18 protein-coding genes and 1 pseudogene are annotated in these 21976 nt (G+C 45.3%); 16 read left to right on the forward strand and 3 right to left on the reverse strand.

Going from position 1 to position 21976, the window contains the following annotated elements; all coding sequences use genetic code 11:
* The first annotated feature begins 88 nt into the window (after window positions 1–88).
* From HUN05_12280 to HUN05_12300, 5 genes and pseudogenes are all read left to right on the forward strand, one after another.
* Window positions 89–1258, forward strand: a complete 1170-nt coding sequence (locus tag HUN05_12280) for an IS4 family transposase (GenBank protein ID WDP88044.1) — start codon at window positions 89–91, stop codon at window positions 1256–1258.
* A 290-nt stretch (window positions 1259–1548) separates the two neighbouring features.
* Window positions 1549–2937, forward strand: coding sequence for a phosphate ABC transporter permease subunit PstC (gene pstC, locus HUN05_12285; GenBank protein ID WDP85813.1), 1389 nt, complete (start codon window positions 1549–1551; stop codon window positions 2935–2937).
* Window positions 2938–2992: 55 nt separating this feature from the next.
* Entirely contained in the window at window positions 2993–4240 is a 1248-nt protein-coding gene (pstA, locus tag HUN05_12290; protein ID WDP85814.1) for a phosphate ABC transporter permease PstA, read from the forward strand.
* Between the two features lie 47 nt (window positions 4241–4287).
* Window positions 4288–5347: pseudogene (locus HUN05_12295) on the forward strand (PstS family phosphate ABC transporter substrate-binding protein).
* Between the two features lie 30 nt (window positions 5348–5377).
* Window positions 5378–5689, forward strand: coding sequence for a hypothetical protein (locus HUN05_12300; GenBank protein ID WDP85815.1), 312 nt, complete (start codon window positions 5378–5380; stop codon window positions 5687–5689).
* A 176-nt stretch (window positions 5690–5865) separates the two neighbouring features.
* Here the strand turns inward: HUN05_12300 and HUN05_12305 are convergent, their stop codons facing one another.
* Entirely contained in the window at window positions 5866–7077 is a 1212-nt protein-coding gene (locus HUN05_12305; protein ID WDP85816.1) for an IS256 family transposase, read from the reverse strand.
* A 67-nt stretch (window positions 7078–7144) separates the two neighbouring features.
* On the opposite strand from HUN05_12305, the gene HUN05_12310 reads away from it, so the two are divergent.
* From HUN05_12310 to phoU, 3 genes are all read left to right on the forward strand, one after another.
* Window positions 7145–7669, forward strand: a complete 525-nt coding sequence (locus HUN05_12310; GenBank protein ID WDP85817.1) for an IS630 family transposase — start codon at window positions 7145–7147, stop codon at window positions 7667–7669.
* 123 nt (window positions 7670–7792) lie between these two features.
* Window positions 7793–8683, forward strand: coding sequence for a phosphate ABC transporter ATP-binding protein (locus tag HUN05_12315; protein WDP85818.1), 891 nt, complete (start codon window positions 7793–7795; stop codon window positions 8681–8683).
* Window positions 8684–8703: 20 nt separating this feature from the next.
* Window positions 8704–9381 carry a phosphate signaling complex protein PhoU gene (gene phoU, locus HUN05_12320; GenBank protein ID WDP85819.1) on the forward strand — a complete coding sequence of 226 codons (678 nt, stop codon included), beginning with the start codon at window positions 8704–8706 and terminating at the stop codon, window positions 9379–9381.
* A 120-nt stretch (window positions 9382–9501) separates the two neighbouring features.
* On the opposite strand, the gene HUN05_12325 is transcribed toward phoU, so the two are convergent.
* The gene (locus HUN05_12325) at window positions 9502–10794 is read right to left on the reverse strand and encodes an MFS transporter (GenBank protein ID WDP85820.1); all 1293 of its coding nucleotides are present in this window, start codon (window positions 10792–10794) and stop codon (window positions 9502–9504) included.
* Between the two features lie 336 nt (window positions 10795–11130).
* On the opposite strand from HUN05_12325, the gene HUN05_12330 reads away from it, so the two are divergent.
* The 8 genes from HUN05_12330 to xth all read left to right on the forward strand — a co-directional run bounded on the left by HUN05_12330 (window position 11131) and on the right by xth (window position 21118).
* Window positions 11131–12552, forward strand: a complete 1422-nt coding sequence (locus HUN05_12330; GenBank protein WDP85821.1) for a sigma-54-dependent Fis family transcriptional regulator — start codon at window positions 11131–11133, stop codon at window positions 12550–12552.
* A gap of 122 nt (window positions 12553–12674) precedes the next feature.
* A complete protein-coding gene (locus HUN05_12335; protein WDP85822.1) occupies window positions 12675–13886 on the forward strand; it encodes an IS256 family transposase in 1212 nt (403 codons plus the stop codon).
* Between the two features lie 1193 nt (window positions 13887–15079).
* A complete protein-coding gene (locus HUN05_12340; GenBank protein WDP85823.1) occupies window positions 15080–15814 on the forward strand; it encodes a transporter substrate-binding domain-containing protein in 735 nt (244 codons plus the stop codon).
* Window positions 15811–16932: a PAS domain-containing protein gene (locus HUN05_12345; protein ID WDP85824.1), complete on the forward strand. Its 1122-nt coding sequence runs from the start codon at window positions 15811–15813 to the stop codon at window positions 16930–16932. The genes HUN05_12340 and HUN05_12345 overlap by 4 nt, the downstream gene beginning before the upstream one ends.
* A gap of 29 nt (window positions 16933–16961) precedes the next feature.
* Entirely contained in the window at window positions 16962–18437 is a 1476-nt protein-coding gene (locus tag HUN05_12350) for a response regulator (GenBank protein WDP85825.1), read from the forward strand.
* Between the two features lie 157 nt (window positions 18438–18594).
* Window positions 18595–19506 (forward strand): TIGR01777 family protein, encoded by a 912-nt coding sequence (locus tag HUN05_12355; protein ID WDP85826.1) that lies wholly within the window; start codon window positions 18595–18597, stop codon window positions 19504–19506.
* Between the two features lie 166 nt (window positions 19507–19672).
* Window positions 19673–20134 (forward strand): ferritin family protein, encoded by a 462-nt coding sequence (locus HUN05_12360; protein WDP85827.1) that lies wholly within the window; start codon window positions 19673–19675, stop codon window positions 20132–20134.
* Between the two features lie 192 nt (window positions 20135–20326).
* Window positions 20327–21118: an exodeoxyribonuclease III gene (xth, locus tag HUN05_12365; protein ID WDP85828.1), complete on the forward strand. Its 792-nt coding sequence runs from the start codon at window positions 20327–20329 to the stop codon at window positions 21116–21118.
* Between the two features lie 193 nt (window positions 21119–21311).
* Here the strand turns inward: xth and HUN05_12370 are convergent, their stop codons facing one another.
* The gene (locus HUN05_12370) at window positions 21312–21974 is read right to left on the reverse strand and encodes a rubredoxin (GenBank protein ID WDP85829.1); all 663 of its coding nucleotides are present in this window, start codon (window positions 21972–21974) and stop codon (window positions 21312–21314) included.
* Window positions 21975–21976: the final 2 nt, after the last annotated feature.

The following is a 21976-nucleotide window of genomic DNA, read 5'->3' on the forward strand; positions in this document are numbered from 1 at the left end:
AAAATCATTGAAAAAACAGTCGGTTTTGTGTTGACAAATGTGCGTAAAAATTTTTGTGCGCCTTGAAAATTTAACTCAAGGAGCTCAAATGACGCACATCTCAGTCCCTAAAAAACAACTACGGTCCCTGAACTTTGACAATTTCAGGTGCCCTCTGATAAAGTCACTTTCAAAAGCACCGGAATTACAATCTCGAGGAGACCGCCCTTTAAAAATGACATTCGAAGACCAGATAAATGCTTTGGTTTATTTCCATCTTCAGGAGCACAAGTCTGCCCGACATTTAATTCAGGATCTCAAGGAGAATGTTTTTGCTAAAGAAAATATTGCGCCAGACGGTGGTATCAGCCGTAGTAGTTTCTGTGAAGCCATCAATCACAGGGGACTCGAACAACTGCAATTTATCTTTGAGGATCTTTATAAACAGGCTCTTGAGTGTCATCCGGGTGAACACGCCGAGTTAGGAGAGTTGGTTTCCATTGACGGTAGTCTCATAAATGCAGTCCTTTCAATGCACTGGGCGAACTACAGAAAAGGAAGTAAAAAAGCCAAAGTACATTGCGGATTTGACATTAATCACGGAATCCCAAACAAAATCTTTTTGACTGAAGGCAACGGCGCTGAACGCACTTTTGTTCCCAAAATACTTTCCAAGGGGCAAACAGGTGTTATGGATCGTGGATATCAATCCCATAAAGAATTTGACCTGCTTCAGGAGCAAGGCAAACATTTTGTCTGCCGTATAAAAACCAGGACAACAAGAACAATTATTGATAACCACGAGACCCCTTCCGACAGCTACATTTTTTATGATGCACTGGTTAAACTTGGTACTCCGAATCAAAACCAGACGAAAAGGCCTGTTCGGGTTGTTGGCTATAAAATTGCTGGCGTCAAATACTATGTGGCAACTGACAGGCATGATTTAACAGCGGAACAAATAGCAACAATTTATAAACTCCGGTGGACCATTGAGGATTTTTTCAAATGGTGGAAAGAACATCTGAAGGTATATCATCTCATTGCCCGCAGTGAATACGGCCTTATGGTTCAGATTCTTGGCGGCCTTATCACTTACCTGTTACTGGCAATCCATTGCCAAAAACAGTTTAATGAAAAGGTCACGATCAAAAGAGTTCGGCAGCTGCGAACCGCCATTCTAAATGACCTGTTTGGCTGCGAGGAGCAGGGCTCTCATAGTTCAAACAGGGACAATATTGTCAAAGATCAAAAAATTATTGAGCAAGCAAAAACCTAACCGGACATCACTGACTATTTTCTTAACCTGCCCGGTCATCAGATCATCATTTTTCCAGTCAACTCTATTTTAAAAAAACAGAATTTACCCCGGGTGCACAGATCATTCTTTTCGTTTTATATCCATGTCTTCATGGGGTACCCCTGTCTTTTTTTGAGACCTGGCCGGGAAATTGGTCCGGAATCACACCTCTCTAATTGTCTGCTAACATTAGATTAAACAATATCTAATAAAACAGGCGTATTTTCCTTTCAAACAAACAGATGATTTTAACGATTTAAGGATTTTTCATGTCCCCGACACATTTGCTGTTTACCTTGGCTCTGCTGACTCTGACCGGTTTTTATCTGGGCCGGAGAAAAGCCTTTGGTCTTTGTTCCAAGGCCGGAGGGCCTAAAGTGCTCCATTCAAGGCCGACCTATTACGGGGCATTGACAGCACTCTGGTGTGCCCTGCCGGCCATGATTGTGTTTGTCTTCTGGCTTGGATTTGAATCCAGTGTCATCACCCACATCATGATCTTGGATCTTGACCAAGAGATTCAGGGGCTGCCCCCGGACAGGCTCAACCTCATTGTGAATGATATCCGGAATCTGGTGAACGGTAATATTGTGGGAGGCACGATCAGCCCAGCCATCCGGGCGACGGCTGACCATTATCAGACTCTGAGGGCCACAAGTCATGCCGCTGTCAGTGTTTTGGTGGTGAGTCTGGCCATTGCCGGCATCCTCTGGGTATGGACTCGGATTTCCCCGGCATTAAGGGCCAGAAATCATGTGGAGGCCATGATCAAAATTGTATTGATTGCCTGTTCCATTCTGGCGGTTTTTACCACCATCGGGATTGTCTTCTCTGTTTTGTACGAGGCTGTCCGGTTTTTTAAAGTCATTCCTTTGAATGAATTTTTACTGGGCCTTGAGTGGAGCCCCCAGATGGCCATCCGGGCCGATCAGGTCGGATCTTCCGGCGCATTCGGCGCCATTCCGGTGTTCATGGGTACCCTTTTGATCTCTGCCATTGCCATGTGTGTGGCCGTGCCCATCGGGCTGATGTCAGCCATTTATCTTTCTGAATATGCCGGCAAAGGGTTCAGAAATATTGCCAAGCCTCTCCTTGAAATTCTGGCAGGCATCCCCACAGTGGTTTACGGTTTTTTTGCCGGCCTTGTGGTTGCCCCGGCCATCAGGAATGCCGGCAGTTCCCTGGGCTTGGCCGTCTCTTCTGAAAGTGCCCTGGCCGCAGGCCTTGTCATGGGGATCATGATCATTCCCTTTGTTTCTTCCCTGTCAGATGATGTGATCAACGCCGTTCCCCAGTCTCTGAGGGACGGGGCATACGGCCTTGGATCCACCCGGTCTGAAACCATTATCCGGGTGGTCCTTCCGGCCGCCCTTCCCGGTATAGTGGGCGGGGTGCTTTTGGCCGTGTCCAGGGCCATTGGCGAAATCATGATTGTGGTTATGGCCGCAGGCCTCTCTGCCAACCTGACACTCAACCCCCTTAAAACCGTGACCACGGTTACGGTCCAGATTGTGACCTTGCTGGTGGGGGACCAGGAATTTGACAGTCCCAAGACCCTGGCGGCATTTGCCCTGGGGCTCATGCTTTTTATGGTTACGCTGATCCTGAACGTGATCGCCCTTGTGGTGGTCCGCAAATACAGGGAGCAATATGAATAATCCAGGTACATCCCAAGGCCCTGCCACTCCTTGGCCCAGTAGAAAAACAAGGACCATGGATATTGTGAACCAAGGACTTGCAAAACGGTATGCAAAAGAGCGGCGGTTCCGGCGCTGCGGACTTGGAGCCATTCTGCTGAGCCTGACCTTTCTTGCCATCCTTTTTGTCAGTATCTTTGCCAACGGATACACGGCATTTTTGCAGACATCCATTGAGCTTGAAATCTTTCTGGATCCTTTGGAAATTGACAAGGAGAACCTAAACTCAGCCAATTATCTCGGGCTTGTGAGAAATTCTCTGAAGACAGGTTTTCCTGAAGTTAACTCCAGACGGGACAAGCGTAAGCTTTACAATCTTGTCTCCACAGGGGCATCCTATCTTCTTCAGGAGTTTGTGGCGAAAAACCGTCATGAAATCGGAAATAAAATAAAGATATGGGTGCCGGCAGATGATGATGTGGACATGCTCATGAAAGGGCATATCAATCGTGATTTGCCCCAGGCAGAAAGACGAATGAATGACATCCAGGTGGCCTGGGTGGATGCTCTCATTGAACAAGGCCGGATCAAAAAAAAGTTCAACACCACCTTTTTTTTGGCAGGCGACTCCAGAGAGCCTGAACTTGCCGGAATTCTGGGGGCGGCCACCGGTTCTTTTTATACCCTTTTGGTCACCTTGGCCCTTTCCTTTCCCATTGGGGTGGCTGCTGCTGTCTATCTTGAAGAGTTTGCCCCAACAACCTGGTGGACCGATGTGATTGAGGTAAATATCAATAACCTGGCAGCCGTACCTTCCATTGTGTTCGGTCTTCTCGGGCTTGCCCTGTTTCTTAACTTTTTCGAACTGCCCAGATCCGCCCCCCTGGTGGGCGGGCTTGTACTTACATTGATGACCCTGCCCACCATTATCATTGCCAGCCGTGCCGCCTTGAAATCGGTTCCCCCGTCCATCCGGGAAGCCGCTCTGGGCATAGGCGCCTCAAAAACCCAGATGGTCTCCCACCATGTCCTGCCCCTGGCCCTGCCCGGGATGCTCACAGGCACCATTATCGGCATGGCCCAGGCCTTGGGAGAGACTGCCCCTTTGCTGATGATCGGCATGGTGGCCTTTATTGTTGATATTCCCGGCGGGTTTACCGATCCATCAACCGTACTGCCGGTACAGATTTTTTTATGGGCGGACAGCCCTGAAAGAGCTTTTTTGGAGAGAACCTCTGCTGCCATCATGGTCCTGCTGATTTTTCTGGTGATCATGAACGGGGTGGCGGTTTTTCTGAGAAAAAAATTTGAAAGAAGATGGTAGTTTTTTTAACCCAGTGAATTTAACCCTTTGATATTAAGGAGTAAGGCATGAACAAATTTTTAGTGAAATTAAGTTTTCTGGCCATCGTGGTCACCCTCGGCTTTTCAACTGCAAATGCGGGTAATTCAAGAGACTATATTTCAATTGTGGGATCTTCAACGGTCTATCCCTTTGCAACGGTGGTTGCAGAACAGTTTGGGAAAACCACCTCTTTTAAAACCCCGAAAATCGAATCCACCGGATCCGGCGGAGGACACAAACTCTTTGGTGCAGGGGTCGGCATTCAGCATCCTGACATCACCAACTCCTCCCGGCGGATCAAAAAAAGCGAACTTGAAAAAGCCATGAACAACGGTGTGAAAGAGATCGTTGAAGTGAAAATCGGTTATGACGGGATCGTGGTGGCCAACTCCAAAAAAGGGGTTTCCATGAAATTGACCCGGAAAGACCTTTTTCTGGCCCTGGCCAAGGAAATCCCTGTGGGGGATACGGCCGGCAAACTTGTGCCCAACCCCAACAAAACCTGGAAGGATGTTAACCCTTCTCTTCCGGCCATTAAAATTGAAGTTTTAGGTCCTCCGCCCACATCCGGCACCCGGGATGCCTTTGTAGAGCTTGCCATGGAAGGGGGGGGCAAAGAAGTTTAACTGGATCAAAGCCTTGAAGAAAAAAGACAAAAAAGCCTATAAATCCCTTTGCCATACCATACGTGAAGACGGGGCCTATATCGAAGCCGGTGAAAACGATAATCTCATCGTTCAGAAACTTGAGGCCAACAAAGAGGCCCTGGGGATTTTTGGGTTTTCCTTTCTGGACCAGAATGGTGACAAAATTCAAGGATCTTTCATTGACGGTGTTCAGCCGACCTTTGAAGCCATTGCCGATGGGTCCTACCCGGTTTCCCGCCCCCTGTTTTTCTACGTGAAAAAAGCCCACGCCACCACCATTGCCGGCATGAAGGAATACCTTGCCGAGTTTACCAGCGAAAAGGCCTGGGGGGATGAAGGATATCTCACGGACAAGGGGCTTATCCCCATGCCTGCGGGTGAGAGAAAATTGTTCCGGAAAAATGTTAAAGATCTTATAGCAGAGCAAACAATTACTTGAACAAGGATTTATACAACTTATATTTTCCCCATGAGATATTCATCAGATTTACGCAAACGCGTTATAGATTTTGTAGAAAATGGAGGAAGCAAGACGGAAGCTGCCAGTCAGTTTAATGTATCCCGTGGAAGTGTTCACAACTGGACGTCTGCCGAAGATGGTTTGTCATACAAGAAACCCGGTCCAAAAGGACCACGAAGTTTGGATCTGGAAGCTTTGCGCCTCCATGTGGAGACAAATGATGACATGACACAATCGGAAAGGGCGCAGCATTTCGGAGTATCCCGTGCCTGTATCTGGTATAATATGAAACAACTCGGAATCACTCGAAAAAAAAGATGACGGGAGGGAATGTTCAGAATTCTGTGTCACGGTTTCGGTTCCCGGATCTGCCTCAGCGCCAGCGGAAGTAAAAGTCAGGTCCGAGAATGGGCCTTCAATCAGCCACGTCGGAGGAGTTGACTTTTGCTGGAGCGGAGTTCCTGGAACCATCTTTTCCATCTGTAAATAAATCCCTATCAAATTCCCAGCTCTTTATCCAGCCGGCCTTCAAAGAAAATTGCCAACTGGGAAATTGTCAGTGACCAATTTTGAATCGGCATTGTCCATTTTTTACTGGCGTTCTGGATCCCCATGTAAAGCAGCTTTAACAGGCTGTCCTGGTTCGGGAATGATCCCTTTGTTTTGGTCAGTTTTCGAAACTGTCGATGCACAGCCTCAATGGTATTTGTGGTGTATATTATCCGTCGAATCTCTTCTGGATATTTAAAGAAATGACTGAGGCGTTCCCAGTTGTTCCGCCAGGATTTTATCACAATCGGGTATTTGTCATTCCATTTATTTTCCAAGATATCCAGTTCTTCTTCGGCCAGATCCTTATTGACCGCTTTATAAACACGTTTTAGATCTGCCATAAATTCCTTTTTATTTTTGGAACCAACGTATTTCAATGAATTTCGGATCTGGTGGACTACGCAGAGTTGAACTTCTGTGTCCGGGAATATGGTCTCAATGGCCTCGGGTAAACCTTTTAGACCATCAACACAGGCAATCAGGATATCTTTTACCCCTCGGTTTGAAAGGTCTGTTAACACCTGCAGCCAGAAGTTCGCACCCTCATTCTCGGATATGTACAGCCCAAGAACCTCTTTGCGGCCCTCGATATTCACCCCAAGAATTGTGTAAACGGCTTTGCTGCCGACCTTTCCGTTTTCTCGTACTTTATAATGTATGGCATCAAGCCATATGATTGGGTACACATTTTCCAACGGCCTGGCCTGCCATTCTTTGACGGTATGGATGATTTTATCGGTAATGGTGCTCAGAGTGGCATTTGAAATCTCAAGTCCATAGATTTCCTGTAAATGGGAAGCCATATCATTATAACTCATGCCCAGGCCGTAAAGGGCTATTATCTTTCTTTCAATTTCATCGCTGAGCGTTGTCTGATGTTTTTTGACGATCTGTGGAGAGAAGGTTCCGGCCCTGTCACGCGGGGTTTCCAGCTCAAATTTACCATCCAGGGATTTAATGGTCTTTTTGCTTTTTCCATTACGGCGGTTGGCAGAAACTTCCTGCCCGAGATGGGACTCCAACTCTCCTTCAAGAACAGCTTCAGCAAGATTTTTGATTAATGATGTAAGGACGCCGCCCTTACCTGTGAAGGGTTTACCTTCCTGGATGCCTTTAAGGGCTTTTTGAAAATCAAATTCGGTGTTTTCTTCGGTCATGTCAGTTCTCCTTATTTAGCTGAGTATATCAGCTTTCATTCAACTGACACAGAATTTTGAACGCCCTTTGACGGGATACAGGGAGCGAAGCGACAGCAAAAGAAAGGCATATCTTCGTCTTCGTGAACGTTATGTACGTCGTTGCAAAACGTTTGTTTATGTTGATGAAAGCGGCTTTTCGCCTTATACAACCCGTCGCTATGGATATGCTCTCAAAGGGCAGCGTGTTCATGGTTTGATTGCAGGAACAAAGCACCCTCGAACGTCTTTGATTGCTGCCCGCATCGAATATAGTTTTGAAGAACCATTTTTGTTTCAGGGAACATGCAATGCGGATATCTTTAATGCTTGGATCGAACACCAGTTGAGTCCACATCTGAACGATAATCATGTCGTTGTGATGGATAACGCATCCTTCCACAAGGGCGAAGAAACCAAATATTTGATAGAAAGAACTGGTGCAGCTCTTTTGTTTTTGCCCCCGTATTCACCGGATCTCAATCCGATTGAACACGATTTTGCGGCCCTAAAAACCATCCGTGAATACAATGAAAACGAAACGATTGATGAAATTATCAGGATGTATAAATAATTATCGGCATTGCTATAAACCCTTGACTCTGGACGATTTCTAACAATCTCTTACACCCGGGCCAAATGCCTTTATCCGGCCCGGGTGTTTATTTTTTGAATTTGTACCAACACGGGGATGCAAATGACTGGAGCCAGGAAAACAAAGGTGACTATGGGACAGGAAAAAAGATCAACAGCCATTTTTTCAACAGATAAACGGCAGCGGGTTGCCAGGGACAGGCGGACCACGGTAGGAGAGATGAGGGTTGACAATCCCAGGATGAGCTGCCGGAATTTGGATGTCTACTACAATTTTGGAGAGAAAAAGGCCATTAACAATATTAGTCTGGATATCGGACAGAACGAGGTCATTGCCATGATCGGTCCGTCCGGGTGCGGAAAATCTACCTTTTTGCGCTGTCTTAACCGGATGAATGATACCATTGAAGGCTGCCAGGTCAAAGGGGAGATCACCATGGAAGGGAAAAATATCTATGACAGGGATGTGGACGTGGTCCCGCTGCGGGCACAGGTGGGCATGGTGTTTCAAAAACCCAACCCTTTTCCGAAATCCATTTATGATAATATCTCCTATGGTCCTAAAATTCATGGCCTGGTTCAGAACCGGGATGAGACCGACGAACTGGTGGAAGGCTCTTTAAAGCGGGCAGGCCTGTGGAATGAGGTCAAAGACCGGCTGGATCAGCCGGGGACCGGACTTTCCGGCGGCCAGCAGCAGCGATTGTGCATTGCAAGGACCATTGCGGTGAATCCGGAAGTTATTCTTATGGATGAACCCTGTTCCGCACTGGATCCCATTGCCACGGCCATTATAGAAGACCTTATTGATGAACTTAAACAAGAGTACACCATTGCCATTGTGACCCATTCCATGCAGCAGGCATCCCGGGTTTCCCAGCGGACGGCCTATTTCCATCTCGGAGATCTCATAGAAATCGGACCTACGGACCAGATATTTTTAAACCCCCTTCACCAGTTGACTGAAGATTATATTACCGGACGGTTCGGTTGATCACCGGGCAGGGAGATCCAATGGACGCGCATATTGTAAAATCCTATGACGATGAAATAGACGTATTGAACCGCCAGATATCTGCCATGGGAGCCTGTTGTGACCGGCAGTTGTCAAAGGCGCTTGAATCCCTTGAAACCAGGGATGCAGGCCTGGCTGGCCAGGTGATCAAAGAAGATGAAAACCTCAATGACCTGTACCGGCGTGTGGAAGAAAACGGGGTAAGGCTGCTGGCCAAAAGAACCCCTTTGGCTGTGGATTTAAGATACCTTCTGGCAACCATGCGCACGGGATCCGAACTTGAGCGTATCGGCGACTATGCTGCCAATATTGCCCAAAGGGTGATCGAACTGGAAAATTGTGATCCAGTGGTAAAACCGCCTGTTGACCTTATCCAGGCGATGGGAGGGATCTGTCGGAAAATGATCAATGATGCGGTTCAATCCTTTCTGGACCGAGATCTGGCTTTTGCCATTGAGATCTGGCACCGGGATGACCAGGTGGACCGTAAATTTGCCCGTTTGATGACGGATCTAAGGGCAAGGATGCAAACGGATTCCTGCCTGGTGGACGCCTGCACCTGTTTAATCTTCATGGGCCGCTGCCTGGAGCGTATTGGGGACCATATTACCAATATTGCAGAGGATACCTATTATATTCAGACCGGAAAAACCTATATCGGCAGTCTGAAAAAATGATATCCTGTTGGGTCCCGGCATAATTCTGGGATCAGGAAGATCATTTGGAAAATCCAAATCCAGCCTTAAGATAATTGCCGTGTTGATAGGGGGCAAACAGTTCAACTCCGGCATGTTTTTTCAGACATGGTTTTGGGAATACAGGGTATCCTTTATGGATTCGGATTCAGTCTTATCATTTTCCAAACATGAATTTGTTTGCAACGCAATTTGCGAGGTGTGATTTAAAATCATAAAATCCACCTGCGTTTCCACCGGGATGATCTGGGCAATTTCCCTTTGCCTCAAGCCAAAGGAAACAACTGCAAAAATGAGGCTGGCTGCTGAAAAATAAACAAAAAAGCCATGGGGGCTGCCCGACACTGCCATGCATGAAGATGAGATCACAGGACCGATCACAGAGCCTATACCAAAAAACAATAAAAGTGCGGAGCTCACATTTACAACATCCTTGGGCTCAAACATATCATGGGATCTTGCCACAGCCACAGGATAGATGCTGAACATAAGCCCGCCAAAAGCAAGGGATGCGGCCATAAATAGGCCAAACGAACTCTGGACCGCCACAATCATCAAGCAGCTGATCACGGCAAATAATCCTGCTAACACCGGAATTACAAGGGATCGGTCATATCGATCTGAAATTGTGCCCACAGGCCACTGAAATACAAGTCCGCCCAATAATGTCACCGTCATAAAACCGGATAATTGGGAAACACTGAACCCCAGTTGGGTGCAAAAGACAGGCCCCATGGTAAAAAAAACGCTGGTTGCCAGACCTGCAAACAGGCATCCGATTATCCCCAAAGGCGCCCGCTTCATAATGGTTTTGAGTCCCACAGGCAACACTTCCGGTAAAACAGGATGGGGGGGGGGGCGGGTCATTGCAACGGGTACAATACAAGATACCAGCAACAGACCCACAACAAAAAACAAGGTTTGATCCCCCACATTGCCCAGATTAATCAGCTGCTGGCCTGCCCCGCTGCCCATATAGAATATGACCATGTACATAGAAAACACCCGTCCCCGTGTCCGGGGGTGAGCGTTTTCATTTAGCCAGCTTTCAATGACCATGAGCAATCCAATGGTGGCGACTCCTGTAATAAACCGCAAGACCACCCATGCCAGGGCGGATACCGTGCAGGCGTGGAGCATGACCGTGGCAGTGGCAAGGGCGGCAAAGGCACTAAAAGATCGAATGTGGCCAATGCCTTTGATCAGACGGCTGCAATAAAGGGATCCCACAGCTGACCCGAGGAAAAAAGCCGTTAAAATTATCCCTGTTGTTTGGAGTGAAACTCCGCCCAGGGTTAATTTAACGCTCAAGAATGTTGCCAGTAAACCCAATCCCATTGCCAGGAGTAAGGTTGCTGTATACAGTGCCAAAAAAGGTTTTAATATATCTGCCATTAGATGATTTCCAAATGTTGTTTTTTCTTTTCCTTTAGCATTTGTCATGCCACCGATAATATTTTTTTAAAAAAAGAAATATATCCTGTTAAAACAAATGGTTATTTAAAGGGTTGTTGTTGCGTGAAGGTGATTTTTTAAGTAATATTTGTCCGGTTTGGGCATAATCGGTATGATTTAGCCTAAATTTAAGGTGTAAGAATTAAAATCGGCGGTTTAGAACCTTTTATCAACGGGGAATTTTTTGTTTTCTTGGATTTTGCCCGGTTTTCAGGTATGATAATTCAACTCAAAGGGGTAACATGGTAAAATTTTACTGATTATAGGAAGGTCAATATGCTCATCAGAGTCGTCTGCGCTGTCAAAGGAAAAAATCTTCAAAAAGATCTTGAAAAAAGATTATCCGATTTTGATGTGCAATTAAAAATGTTCGGCAAAAATAAAACCCAGTGGCAGGAACTGGTCCGCAGCTGCGGGGATGTTTTTGTGGTGAGTAAATCCCTGATTCCCCGGCCCATTGAATCCAGCGTGACCCTGCTCAACACCCTGCCTGAAAAACCCACCACCATTATCCTTGATGACCGTGAGTCCTCGGAGAAACATGCAAATCTTTTGGGGTCCGGGGCTGATGTTGTCTTGTATACCGGGATTTCCCTGGACAGCCTCATGGAGGCCATTGAAAGCACCCTGGAGTCCAGACGGCAATTTTATTTAGTTGACCGTTTTGATCAGCGGGGCAGGATCAAACCCAGGCTGAATGATTTTATCTCAAATTCTGAAGATATGCAGCGATTCCTTGAGGAGGTCCATCAGGTTGTTAACAGCGATTCCAGCCTTTTGCTTCTGGGTGAAACCGGGGTGGGCAAAGAACATTTGTCCAAGTCCATTCACACTGAAAGTCACAGATCTCCGGGCCCGTTTATCCCCATCAATATGGCGGCCATACCTGAACAACTCATGGAAAGCGAATTGTTTGGCCATGAGCAAGGCGCCTTTACCGGTGCGGTCCGTTCCCGGAGGGGAGCGTTTGAGCTTGCCCACGGCGGCACTATCTTTTTAGATGAAATCGGTGAAATGTCCCTTCAGATGCAGTCCAAACTGCTTCGGGTTCTCCAGGACCTTGAATTTACCCCAGTGGGGGGCGAAACCCCCGTATGGGTAGATGTCAGGGTTATTGCCGCCACCAACAAGGATTTGGAAAAAGAGATCCAAAAGGGAAATTTTCGTCAGGATCTTTATTATCGGCTGGGTGTGATTACCCTGACCATTCCCCCTTTGAGAAAACGTAAACAAGACATTCCTGTCCTTGCCAATCAATTTTTAGATATGTACAATATAAAAATTGGCCGTGAGATCAATGGGTTCTCACGAGAGACCATGGAAGCCCTTTGCCAATACCCCTGGCCCGGCAATATTAGAGAATTGATGAATGTCATTGAGCGGGCTATCCTTTTATGCCGGTCCGACCTTATTTCCATTACCAATCTTCCCCGCACCTTCCAGGAAAACATTTCCACTCTGCCTGAATTGCTCAATACCAATGATTTGGATATAAGCGCCTGGAAAGGCAAAACCCTTGCCCAGGTTAGAGAACAGGTGCTCAACCATGTTGAAAAAAGATACCTTGAAATGATCCTTGATCAAACCCGGGGAAAAGTCGGCGAGGCCGCAAAAATTGCCGGAATTCACCCCAGAGGATTATACGGAAAGATGAAAAAACTGGGACTTGATAAAAACAGGTTTAAATCGGCCCATTGAAATCATTTTTTTTGATTTGCCCAATTACCCCCAGGATTGCAAAAAACATAAAAAGAGGGCGTTCAAAATTCTGTGTCAGTTGAATGAAAGCTGATATACTCAGCTAAATAAGGAGAACTGACGTGACCGAAGAAAACACCGAATTTGATTTTCAAAAAGCCCTTAAAGGCATCCAGGAAGGTAAACCCTTCACAGGTAAGGGCGGCGTCCTTACATCATTAATCAAAAATCTTGCTGAAGCTGCTCTTGAAGGAGAGTTGGAGTCCCATCTCGGGCAGGAAGTTTCTGCCAACCGCCGTAATGGAAAAAGCAAAAAGACCATTAAATCCCTGGATGGTAAATTTGAGCTAAAAACCCCGCGTGACAGGGCCGGAACCTTCTCTCCACAGATCGTCAAAAAACATCAGACAACGCTCAGCGATGAAATTGAAAGAAAGATAATAGCCCTTTACGGCCTGGGCATGAGTTATAATGATATGGCTTCCCATTTACAGGAAATCTATGGACTTGAGATTTCAAATGCCACTCTGAGCACCATTACCGATAAAATCATCCATACCGTCAAAGAATGGCAGGCCAGGCCGTTGGAAAATGTGTACCCAATCGTATGGCTTGATGCCATACATTATAAAGTACGAGAAAACGGAAAGGTCGGCAGCAAAGCCGTTTACACAATTCTTGGGGTGAATATCGAGGGCCGCAAAGAGGTTCTTGGGCTGTACATATCCGAGAATGAGGGTGCGAACTTCTGGCTGCAGGTGTTAACAGACCTTTCAAACCGAGGGGTAAAAGATATCCTGATTGCCTGTGTTGATGGTCTAAAAGGTTTTCCCGAGGCCATTGAGACCATATTCCCGGACACAGAAGTTCAACTCTGCGTAGTCCACCAGATCCGAAATTCATTGAAATACGTTGGTTCCAAAAATAAAAAGGAATTTATGGCAGATCTAAAACGTGTTTATAAAGCGGTCAATAAGGATCTGGCCGAAGAAGAACTGGATATCTTGGAAAATAAATGGAATGACAAATACCCGATTGTGATAAAATCCTGGCGGAACAACTGGGAACGCCTCAGTCATTTCTTTAAATATCCAGAAGAGATTCGACGGATAATATACACCACAAATACCATTGAGGCTGTGCATCGACAGTTTCGAAAACTGACCAAAACAAAGGGATCATTCCCGAACCAGGACAGCCTGTTAAAGCTGCTTTACATGGGGATCCAGAACGCCAGTAAAAAATGGACAATGCCGATTCAAAATTGGTCACTGACAATTTCCCAGTTGGCAATTTTCTTTGAAGGCCGGCTGGATAAAGAGCTGGGAATTTGATAGGGATTTATTTACAGATGGAAAAGATGGTTCCAGGAACTCCACTCCAGCAAAAGTCAACTCCTCCGACGTGGCTGATTGAAGGCCCATTCTCGGACCTGACTTTTACTTCCGCTGGCGCTGAGGCAGATCCGGGAACCGAAACCGTGACACAGAATTCTGAACATTCCCTAGATAGCCAGGTTGTGGGGACTTCTATTTCTTTGAAATTTACTGAAATCAAATTAGTAATGGGAATAGAACGCTGAAAACTAAAAAGAATACATATGAATCATACATTAATTATAAATTTTTTTATACTCTTCAACTCGTATCACTCTCTCGTCCTGTGTGAATTTGCGACCGTAATGTTTGCAACTCGTAACATAAATATTTATCATTTTATGGCAATCGGAACATTTAACATTATTCAAGGTAGGATCTTCATTAATTGAATCGTCACTTTCGTATAATTCCCAAGCGTCATCCTTTTTCTTCCTTTTTGCAATTGTTCCCAAAATAGCAGACGGCCCTAAAAAAATCAGAACACCAATCATTGAACTAGCCTCAGCGGAGCCAATCTTTATATTATTTATCTCTAAAAAAACAATTAGCGTGATGCCTACAACCAACGCTATTATGGATCTGTTTCGATACGTTTCGTAACCGTCCTTCATAAAGTCATTACCTCGCATGTTTTGAAATGTTCACATCAACTATGAATCTCAAATTCAAACAACATTCTATTCCCGAATCTTATAGAATCCTCAACGTATCAAATTCGTCTTTCATGCACAAATAAATTCTTTTTCACTAATAAACTGTCGCCTTTTATTCTCATCACCGTCCCCAATATATGGTATGCAGTCATATTCTGAACTCATGGGCTGAAAATCAAGAGCACTGGAGATTAAACATCCTCTGTCAAAAATTGCAACAGTCAATTTTATGCCCTGTTAAATTTCCTTTTCACAAGACCGGAGAATAAAAAAAAATGGCGATTTTCCCGACCCTGGCCTGAATGCAAGAAAATAGTTTGCACTGAAAATTTGTATGTTTTAAACGCCATCAGATGTCAGGGCTGCTAAGACCGATACGAAACACAAACGGATATCAATTTGCATTTTTATCAGATCTTAATTAGTATCTTTTTATAATTTAATTTAGCAGTCGGTTGGGTTTTCGCTTTAATCACGAACATGGGGAAGGGGCATATGAGGGTTAATTTTAGTCTGTTTTTAATCCTGGTATTTGTTTTGTCCCAGGCCCAAACCCTTATGGCAGGACAAGATCAATTTGTAATCGGAAGTGATTCTGTTTTGCCCCTTTCGGCCAAGGACCAGACCGGGATGCTTGATTTGATTGTTAAAAACGCATTTTCCCGTTTGAAAAAAGAGGTCCAGATCATTCCGCTGCCTTCGGAAAGATCGTTGTTAAATGCCAACAAAGGAATAATCGACGGAGATTTGGTAAGGACAGACGGCATGAATCAATTGTATCCAAATCTTGTCAAAGTGCCTGAAACCATATGCTCATTTGATTTTATCGCCTTTACCAAAAATAAAAAGATTTCATTACCCCGTCAGTGGGAGAGTTTAAAACCCTATTCCGTGGCCATTATTACCGGGTGGAAAATTTTGGAGGAAAATGTTATCGCAAGGCATGTTGTCAAAGTCGACACGCCTCAAATGCTGTTTAACCATCTTGACAAGGAAAGGGTGGATCTGATCGTATATAATCGCCACGAAGGGTATGGGGTGATTCACGAAATGAATTTTGAACATGTTTTCCCGGTTGAGCCGCCTCTGGCATCAAGACAAATGTTTTTATATCTCAACAAAAAGCATCAGGTGTTTGTTCACGAGGTTGCCGCTGCCATCAGGCAAATGAAAGAAGATGGAAGCTTTGATGAAATCGTGCGTCACTCTTTGGAAGCGTATATTCCATGAAAAGGAAAAATCAGGTTAAATCTGGGTATAGTCTCCCTAAAAGCAGGCTGGCAAGGCAGTTTTTTTTTAAATTGTTTTTTTTCAGCTTGTTCATCTCTCTTTTGACAACCGCCTTAAATCTTTTTTTTGAGGGCAAAAAGGAGGTCAAAAATCTGAACCTGGAAATCCAAAAATTTGAAAACACTGCACTTGAGCCGATTGTGGAGGCTTGCTGGGTTTCGAATATTTCAATGCTTGAACTTCAAATTCAAGGGCTTGCCAAAAATCCCTATATCCGATTTATCAGGCTTGCCCTTGAGGATCAGCCCGAATTATCAGCAGGTAAACCAGAGGGGGAGTATAAGGTTTCAAGAGAAGTCCCATTGGACTATACATTTCTCAATCAAACGATTTGTCTTGGATGGCTGACGGTCCACTTTTCCCTGCCGGATTACAGGGATCCCTATTGGGTTCGGTTTTTACACCTGTTTGTCATCCAGGCCGTTACGGTTTTTTGGGTTTCGGCCTTTATTTTTTATCTGTTTTATATGCTGATCGGACGGCATTTATATGAGATTGCCCGATATACGGAAAATATGACCATCGAAACCATGGGGGCCCCCCTTGAACTAAAAACAACCAAATCCGGAAGCGGTAAAAATGATGAGCTTTCCATGGTTGTTTCAGCCATAAATTTTATGCTGGAACAGATCAATCATGAAATGGGGGAAAGGAAAAGGGCAGAACGCTCCTTAAAAGTAAATAAAGACCGTTTGCGCATACTCGTGGATACCATCCCCGAATTGGTATGGCTCAAAGATCCCAATGGGGTCTACACGGCCTGCAATAAGAGGTTTGAGCGGTTTTTGGGAGCAAGGGAAAAAGAGATTATCGGGGAAACAGATTACGATTTTGTAGAAAAAAAACAGGCAGATTTTTTCCGGGAAAAAGACAAGATTGCCATGGCCGCCGGGAAACCCAGCCTTAATGAAGAAGAAATTGTTTATGCGGATGACGGTCATAAAGAAGTGTTGGAGACCATCAAGACGCCGATGTATGATTCAGACGGTGAAATGACAGGCGTGTTGGGCGTTGCCCGGGATATTACGGCAAGAAAACTGGCAGAAAAAAAATCATAGAGAGCGAACAAAAATATAGAAATATTCTTTTGACCGCCATTGACGGATTCTGGATAGTGAATTTAGAGGGAAAACTTTTAGAGGTGAATCAGGCCTATTCTGAAATGAGTGGGTATTCAGAAGATGAATTGCTGGCAATGAACATCCAGGAACTTGAATATAGTGAAGCGCCAGATGAAGTGGACAAGCACATTCAGTTCGGCGTTAAAAAGGGGTTTGACCGTTTTGAATCTGTCCACAGGAAAAAAGACGGCCGTCTGTACGATGTGGAAATTAATTTTCGTTACCAGTTTAAAGAACAATTTTTCATTGTATTTATCAAAGATATTTCAGAACGAAAACGGATTGAAGCGCATTTATCAAAAATTCAAAAGATGGAATCCATTGGAAATTTAGCCGGTGGAATCGCCCATGATTTCAATAATCTGCTGGTTCTTATCCTTGGTATGTCTGAAATTCTGCTTGAAGACCTGCCCCAAGAAAGCCTTGAATATGAAAATGCCAAAGAAATTTTTAATGCGGCAAAAAGAGCCGGAGATCTTGTCAAGCAGATTCTGGTTTTCAGCAGGCAGTCTGAACATAAAAAGACCTCAGTGCAGATACAAAAGATATTAAAAGAGGTTTTAACGCTCAGCTGGTCAACTATTCCAAGCAATATTGAGATTCAAAAAAGTATTCAGCCCGATTGTGGATTTGTAATGGCAGATCCGACTCAAATTCACCAGATTACCATGAACCTTATCACCAACGCCGCCCATGCTGTGGAAGGCCAAAATGGGATCATAGATATCGGGCTAAAAGAAGTGATATTACAAGAGAACGACTTGTCCAACAGCGAATTAAAATCAGGCCCATATATCAGGTTGTCGGTATCTGACAATGGCATTGGTATGCCCCAAAGCATAATGAGTAAGATTTTTGATCCCTATTTTACAACAAAAGAACAGGGCAAGGGCACAGGCCTTGGGCTTGCCCTTGTCTATGGAATAATCAAAGAACATTCAGGAGAGGTTAAAGTTTATAGTGAACTGGGCAAGGGGACAACCTTTAACGTTTATCTGCCCCTGATTGGGACAAAAATTAAGGCCATTCAGGAAACTCGAACCATGGGGATACCGACAGGCAAAGAGAGCATTCTTCTGGTGGATGATGAGCTGGCCGTGGCAAAACTTGAGCAGCAGATGCTGTATAGGCTTGGGTATCGGGTAACCATGAAAACAGACAGCTGTGATGCATTAAACACCTTTACAGCCGATCCAGAGGCTTTTGACTTGGTGATTTCAGACATGACAATGCCAAAGATGACCGGTGATCAGCTGACCCAAAAAATCTTGTCGATTAAACCGGATATGCCCATAATTATTTGTACCGGATTTAGTGAAAAAATTAATAAAGACCATGCCCAAAGGATTGGTGTGGGCGGATTTCTAATGAAGCCTGTCATGAAATCGGAGCTGGGGCAGATGGTCAGGGATGTACTGGACAAATCCAGACACCCCCGATGACACAGAACCAGGGGAAGGTGTGTCAAGCAAGTTCCCTAGGCCGGATGGGCCGCCTTAAAAAATCTGAATCCGTGTGGCCTGACAATGCAATTTTAAGACGGGATGCTTTTTTATCGTGGGGATATCCTTTTAAAAATTAATACAGGAGGGCTTGTCAATGAAAACAATTCTGATTACAGGGGCTTCGGGCTTTGTGGGTCGTTATCTGGCCAAGGTGCTCTTGGACCAGAACAATGCCGTCATAGGGCTTGGGACTTCCTCTGCCCATCCGTTTGAACAGATCTATGATGCATTCACCTGGATATCGGCTGACACGGGGTTGCCCGGGCCATGGCAGAACAGGGTCCAGGAGGCAGATGTCATTATCAACCTTGCGGGCAGAAATATATTCAACCCCTGGACCCGGGCATATAAAAAAGCCATCTACGATTCCAGGGTCAAAACCACCCAAAATCTTGTGGCTGCGCTGCCCAATGCCTGGTCAGGGCTCTTTTTTTCTGCATCTGCAGCAGGATATTACGGAGACAGGGGGGATACCCCATTGTCTGAGACAGATTTGTGCGGGACAGATTTTCTGGCAATGGTATGCCGGGACTGGGAAGCCCGTGCACAAAGCGCTGCCCAAAAAGGAGCCAGGGTCCTGGTCATGCGGTTTGGGGTGGTCCTGGGACAAGGGGGCGGTGCCCTGAACCTGATGGGAAAAGCGTTCAAATGTTTTGTGGGCGGTCCTCTGGGCTCTGGACGTCAATGGTTTCCATGGATTCATATCCAGGATCTGTGCCAGGCGGTTCTGTTTTTGCTGTCAGGAGAACACCAGGGCGTTTTTAATTTTACAGGGCCTGTCGCTACAAGGCAGAAGGCGTTTGCACATGCCCTGGGCAGCGCCTTGAAACGCCCCGCCTTTATGCCGGCTCCGGCCATGATGGTTAAATTTTTTTTAGGAGAGCTGGGCGCCTCTTTGCTTCAAAGTCAGAAGGCCCTGCCGGTTGCCCTTGAAAAATCAGGGTTCAAATTTGGGTACAGGACGGTGAAAGAGGCTTTGGACAGTATATATTCGCCTTTGGTATAAAAAATTAGCAGAAGTTAGGAATTAGGGTGTTTATCTTCAAATAAATTTGGTATACAATTTGCTTTTATGCATGAGTGAATGAAGTTAAGATTGTAATCGGGGTTAGTAATGATATAGCTGAGTATCAGATAGATAAAATTAACATACCAATAGGAGGTAGACGAAAATGAATTTTGGATCAGTTGATGAAATACTGAGCTTTGCCATTGACAGAGAAAAAGAGGCGGTTGATTTTTATGCTTCGCTGGCAGCCGAGGCAACCCGTGACTCCCTGAAACAAACCTTTGAGCGGTTTTCACAAGAAGAGCAGAAACATGTGGACCTTCTTTTGGATATTTCCGGCAACAAAGCCAAAATCGATGCCTATGAATTTACAAAGGTCACTGATCTTAAGATCAGTGATTATCTTGTGGAAAAACAATATGAACAGGGCATGCCCATGCCTGAAATTCTCAAGATTGCCATGAAACGTGAAGAAAAGGCCGTAAAACTTTACACCTCCCTTGGGGATCAGACCGACAATGCAGATGCTAAAAAAGTGTTCCAGATCCTGGTTCAAGAAGAGTCAAAGCATAAGCTGTCCCTTGAAACCATGTATGATGATTATCTGGCAGACCAGGACAGTTAGCCCGAATATTTCATAACCTGGAATATGAGGGGGTGGTCCCTGGTCGGTTAAAAAAATAAAGATCGGGGATCGGTCCCCATGCGTTGCAAGATGTTTGAAAGGGGGAATTGGTCTTAATCAATTCCCCTTTAATTTTTTGAAAGGGATTTTGATTTTCAGCCCTTGGATACAATGAATAAAACAGGTGGGTTTATGAGTGATGCAAAAGAGCTTCGGCTCGTGTCGTGGAATGTCAACGGGCTTCGCGCGGTGTTGAAAAAAGATTTTTTTGAATCTGTAAACGCCATGGCGCCCGATATTCTCATGCTTCAGGAGACAAAACTCCAAGAAGACCAGCGCACCGAGACGATGACCCATTTTCCGCCCTATGAAAATTATTGGGCCTACTCAAGTGTTAAAAAGGGATACTCGGGCGTGGCTGCCTATTCAAAGATTCTTCCCAATGCTGTAAAAACCGAATTCGGCATGCCTGAATTTGACGGGGAAGGCCGGGTGATTCAGATGGATTTTGATCGGTTTATCCTCTTTAATATTTATTTTCCCAACGGTCAGATGAGTCAGGAAAGACTTGAGTATAAACTTAGGTTTTACGATTGGTTTCTGGGCTATGCCCAGGAACTCAGGGATCAGGGCAAAAGCCTTATCATCACCGGCGATTTTAATACGGCCCACAATGAGATTGACCTAAAAAATCCCAAGCCCAATGCCAAGCGGTCCGGGTTTTTAAGGATAGAACGGGATGTGCTTGATCAAATGATCAAACAGGGGTATGTGGATACCTTTAGGCATTTTTATTCTGAAACGGTAAAATATTCGTGGTGGTCTTACAGGTTTTCCGCCCGGAAAAACAATGCCGGATGGCGGATTGATTATTTTTTTGTCACACAGGATCTCATTGACAACAAGGTGGTTAAAGAGGCCTTTATCGATAATGATATTTTTGGCTCTGACCATTGTCCTGTGGGACTTGTGGTCCAGGTCTGACCAGGGGTAACGCTGGAAAGTGCTTGCCTGCAAAACTTCCGGTCAGAATAAAACCGCTCATCTGTTTTGTCTTTTTAATCATCTTTGTTGTTGGGTGGCTGGGCACATATTCTAATACGCTCCCAGCCGCCCGCCTTGAATACGATCAAAAATCTTAAGCCATATTTTGGAAGATTTTAATTCGACCGTTCGCCTAATCTTTAAATACGAGTTTTCCGCCAATATGGCCGGCAACTCCGGCGGATCCAAGCATGATAAGGTTGATCAGGATAAACACCCAGGCCTTGGGCGACGCTGTCACATTCGGGTCAACAAGATACCAGACAAGGGAAACGATACAGGTCGTGGTTGTAACCGTGGCGGCCAGGATTTTAATTTTGAATATCGGGGTCAATGCCCTGTTATATTTTTTTTGCCATTCTAAAATTCCGGAAAACAAGACCAGGGGCAGGGCCAGAATCACAAAGACCAGGTTGATGAATCCTGCCTTTACAAACAGGTTGTAATCAAAGAGCCATGCCAGGACAAACAGGGCCGCCGCTGCCGGTAAGATCCCGTTGGGCATGTGTACCGAGACTGGGTGGGCGTGGTGTTTGACCATAAGGTGGGTGAGTTTTTCATAGGGGGTGTGTGGGATCGGTTCAGGCTCGATTTCCGGTTCGGGATCTGAAACAATCTTGGCCGGTTCTGACTTGGCCGGTTCTTGTTTTTGAGACGCCTTTGGCTCTTCTTGTGGGGTTTCTTTATCTTCCAAGAGAACAAATTTGCTCGCAGGTACTCCGCACACCGGGCATTTTTCAGGCGGGGTATCCCCTTCATGAATATATTTACATACCGAACATTGCCATTTTTTCATGG

It is taken from the genome of Desulfobacter sp., from assembly GCA_028768545.1.
GTDB lineage: Bacteria > Desulfobacterota > Desulfobacteria > Desulfobacterales > Desulfobacteraceae > Desulfobacter.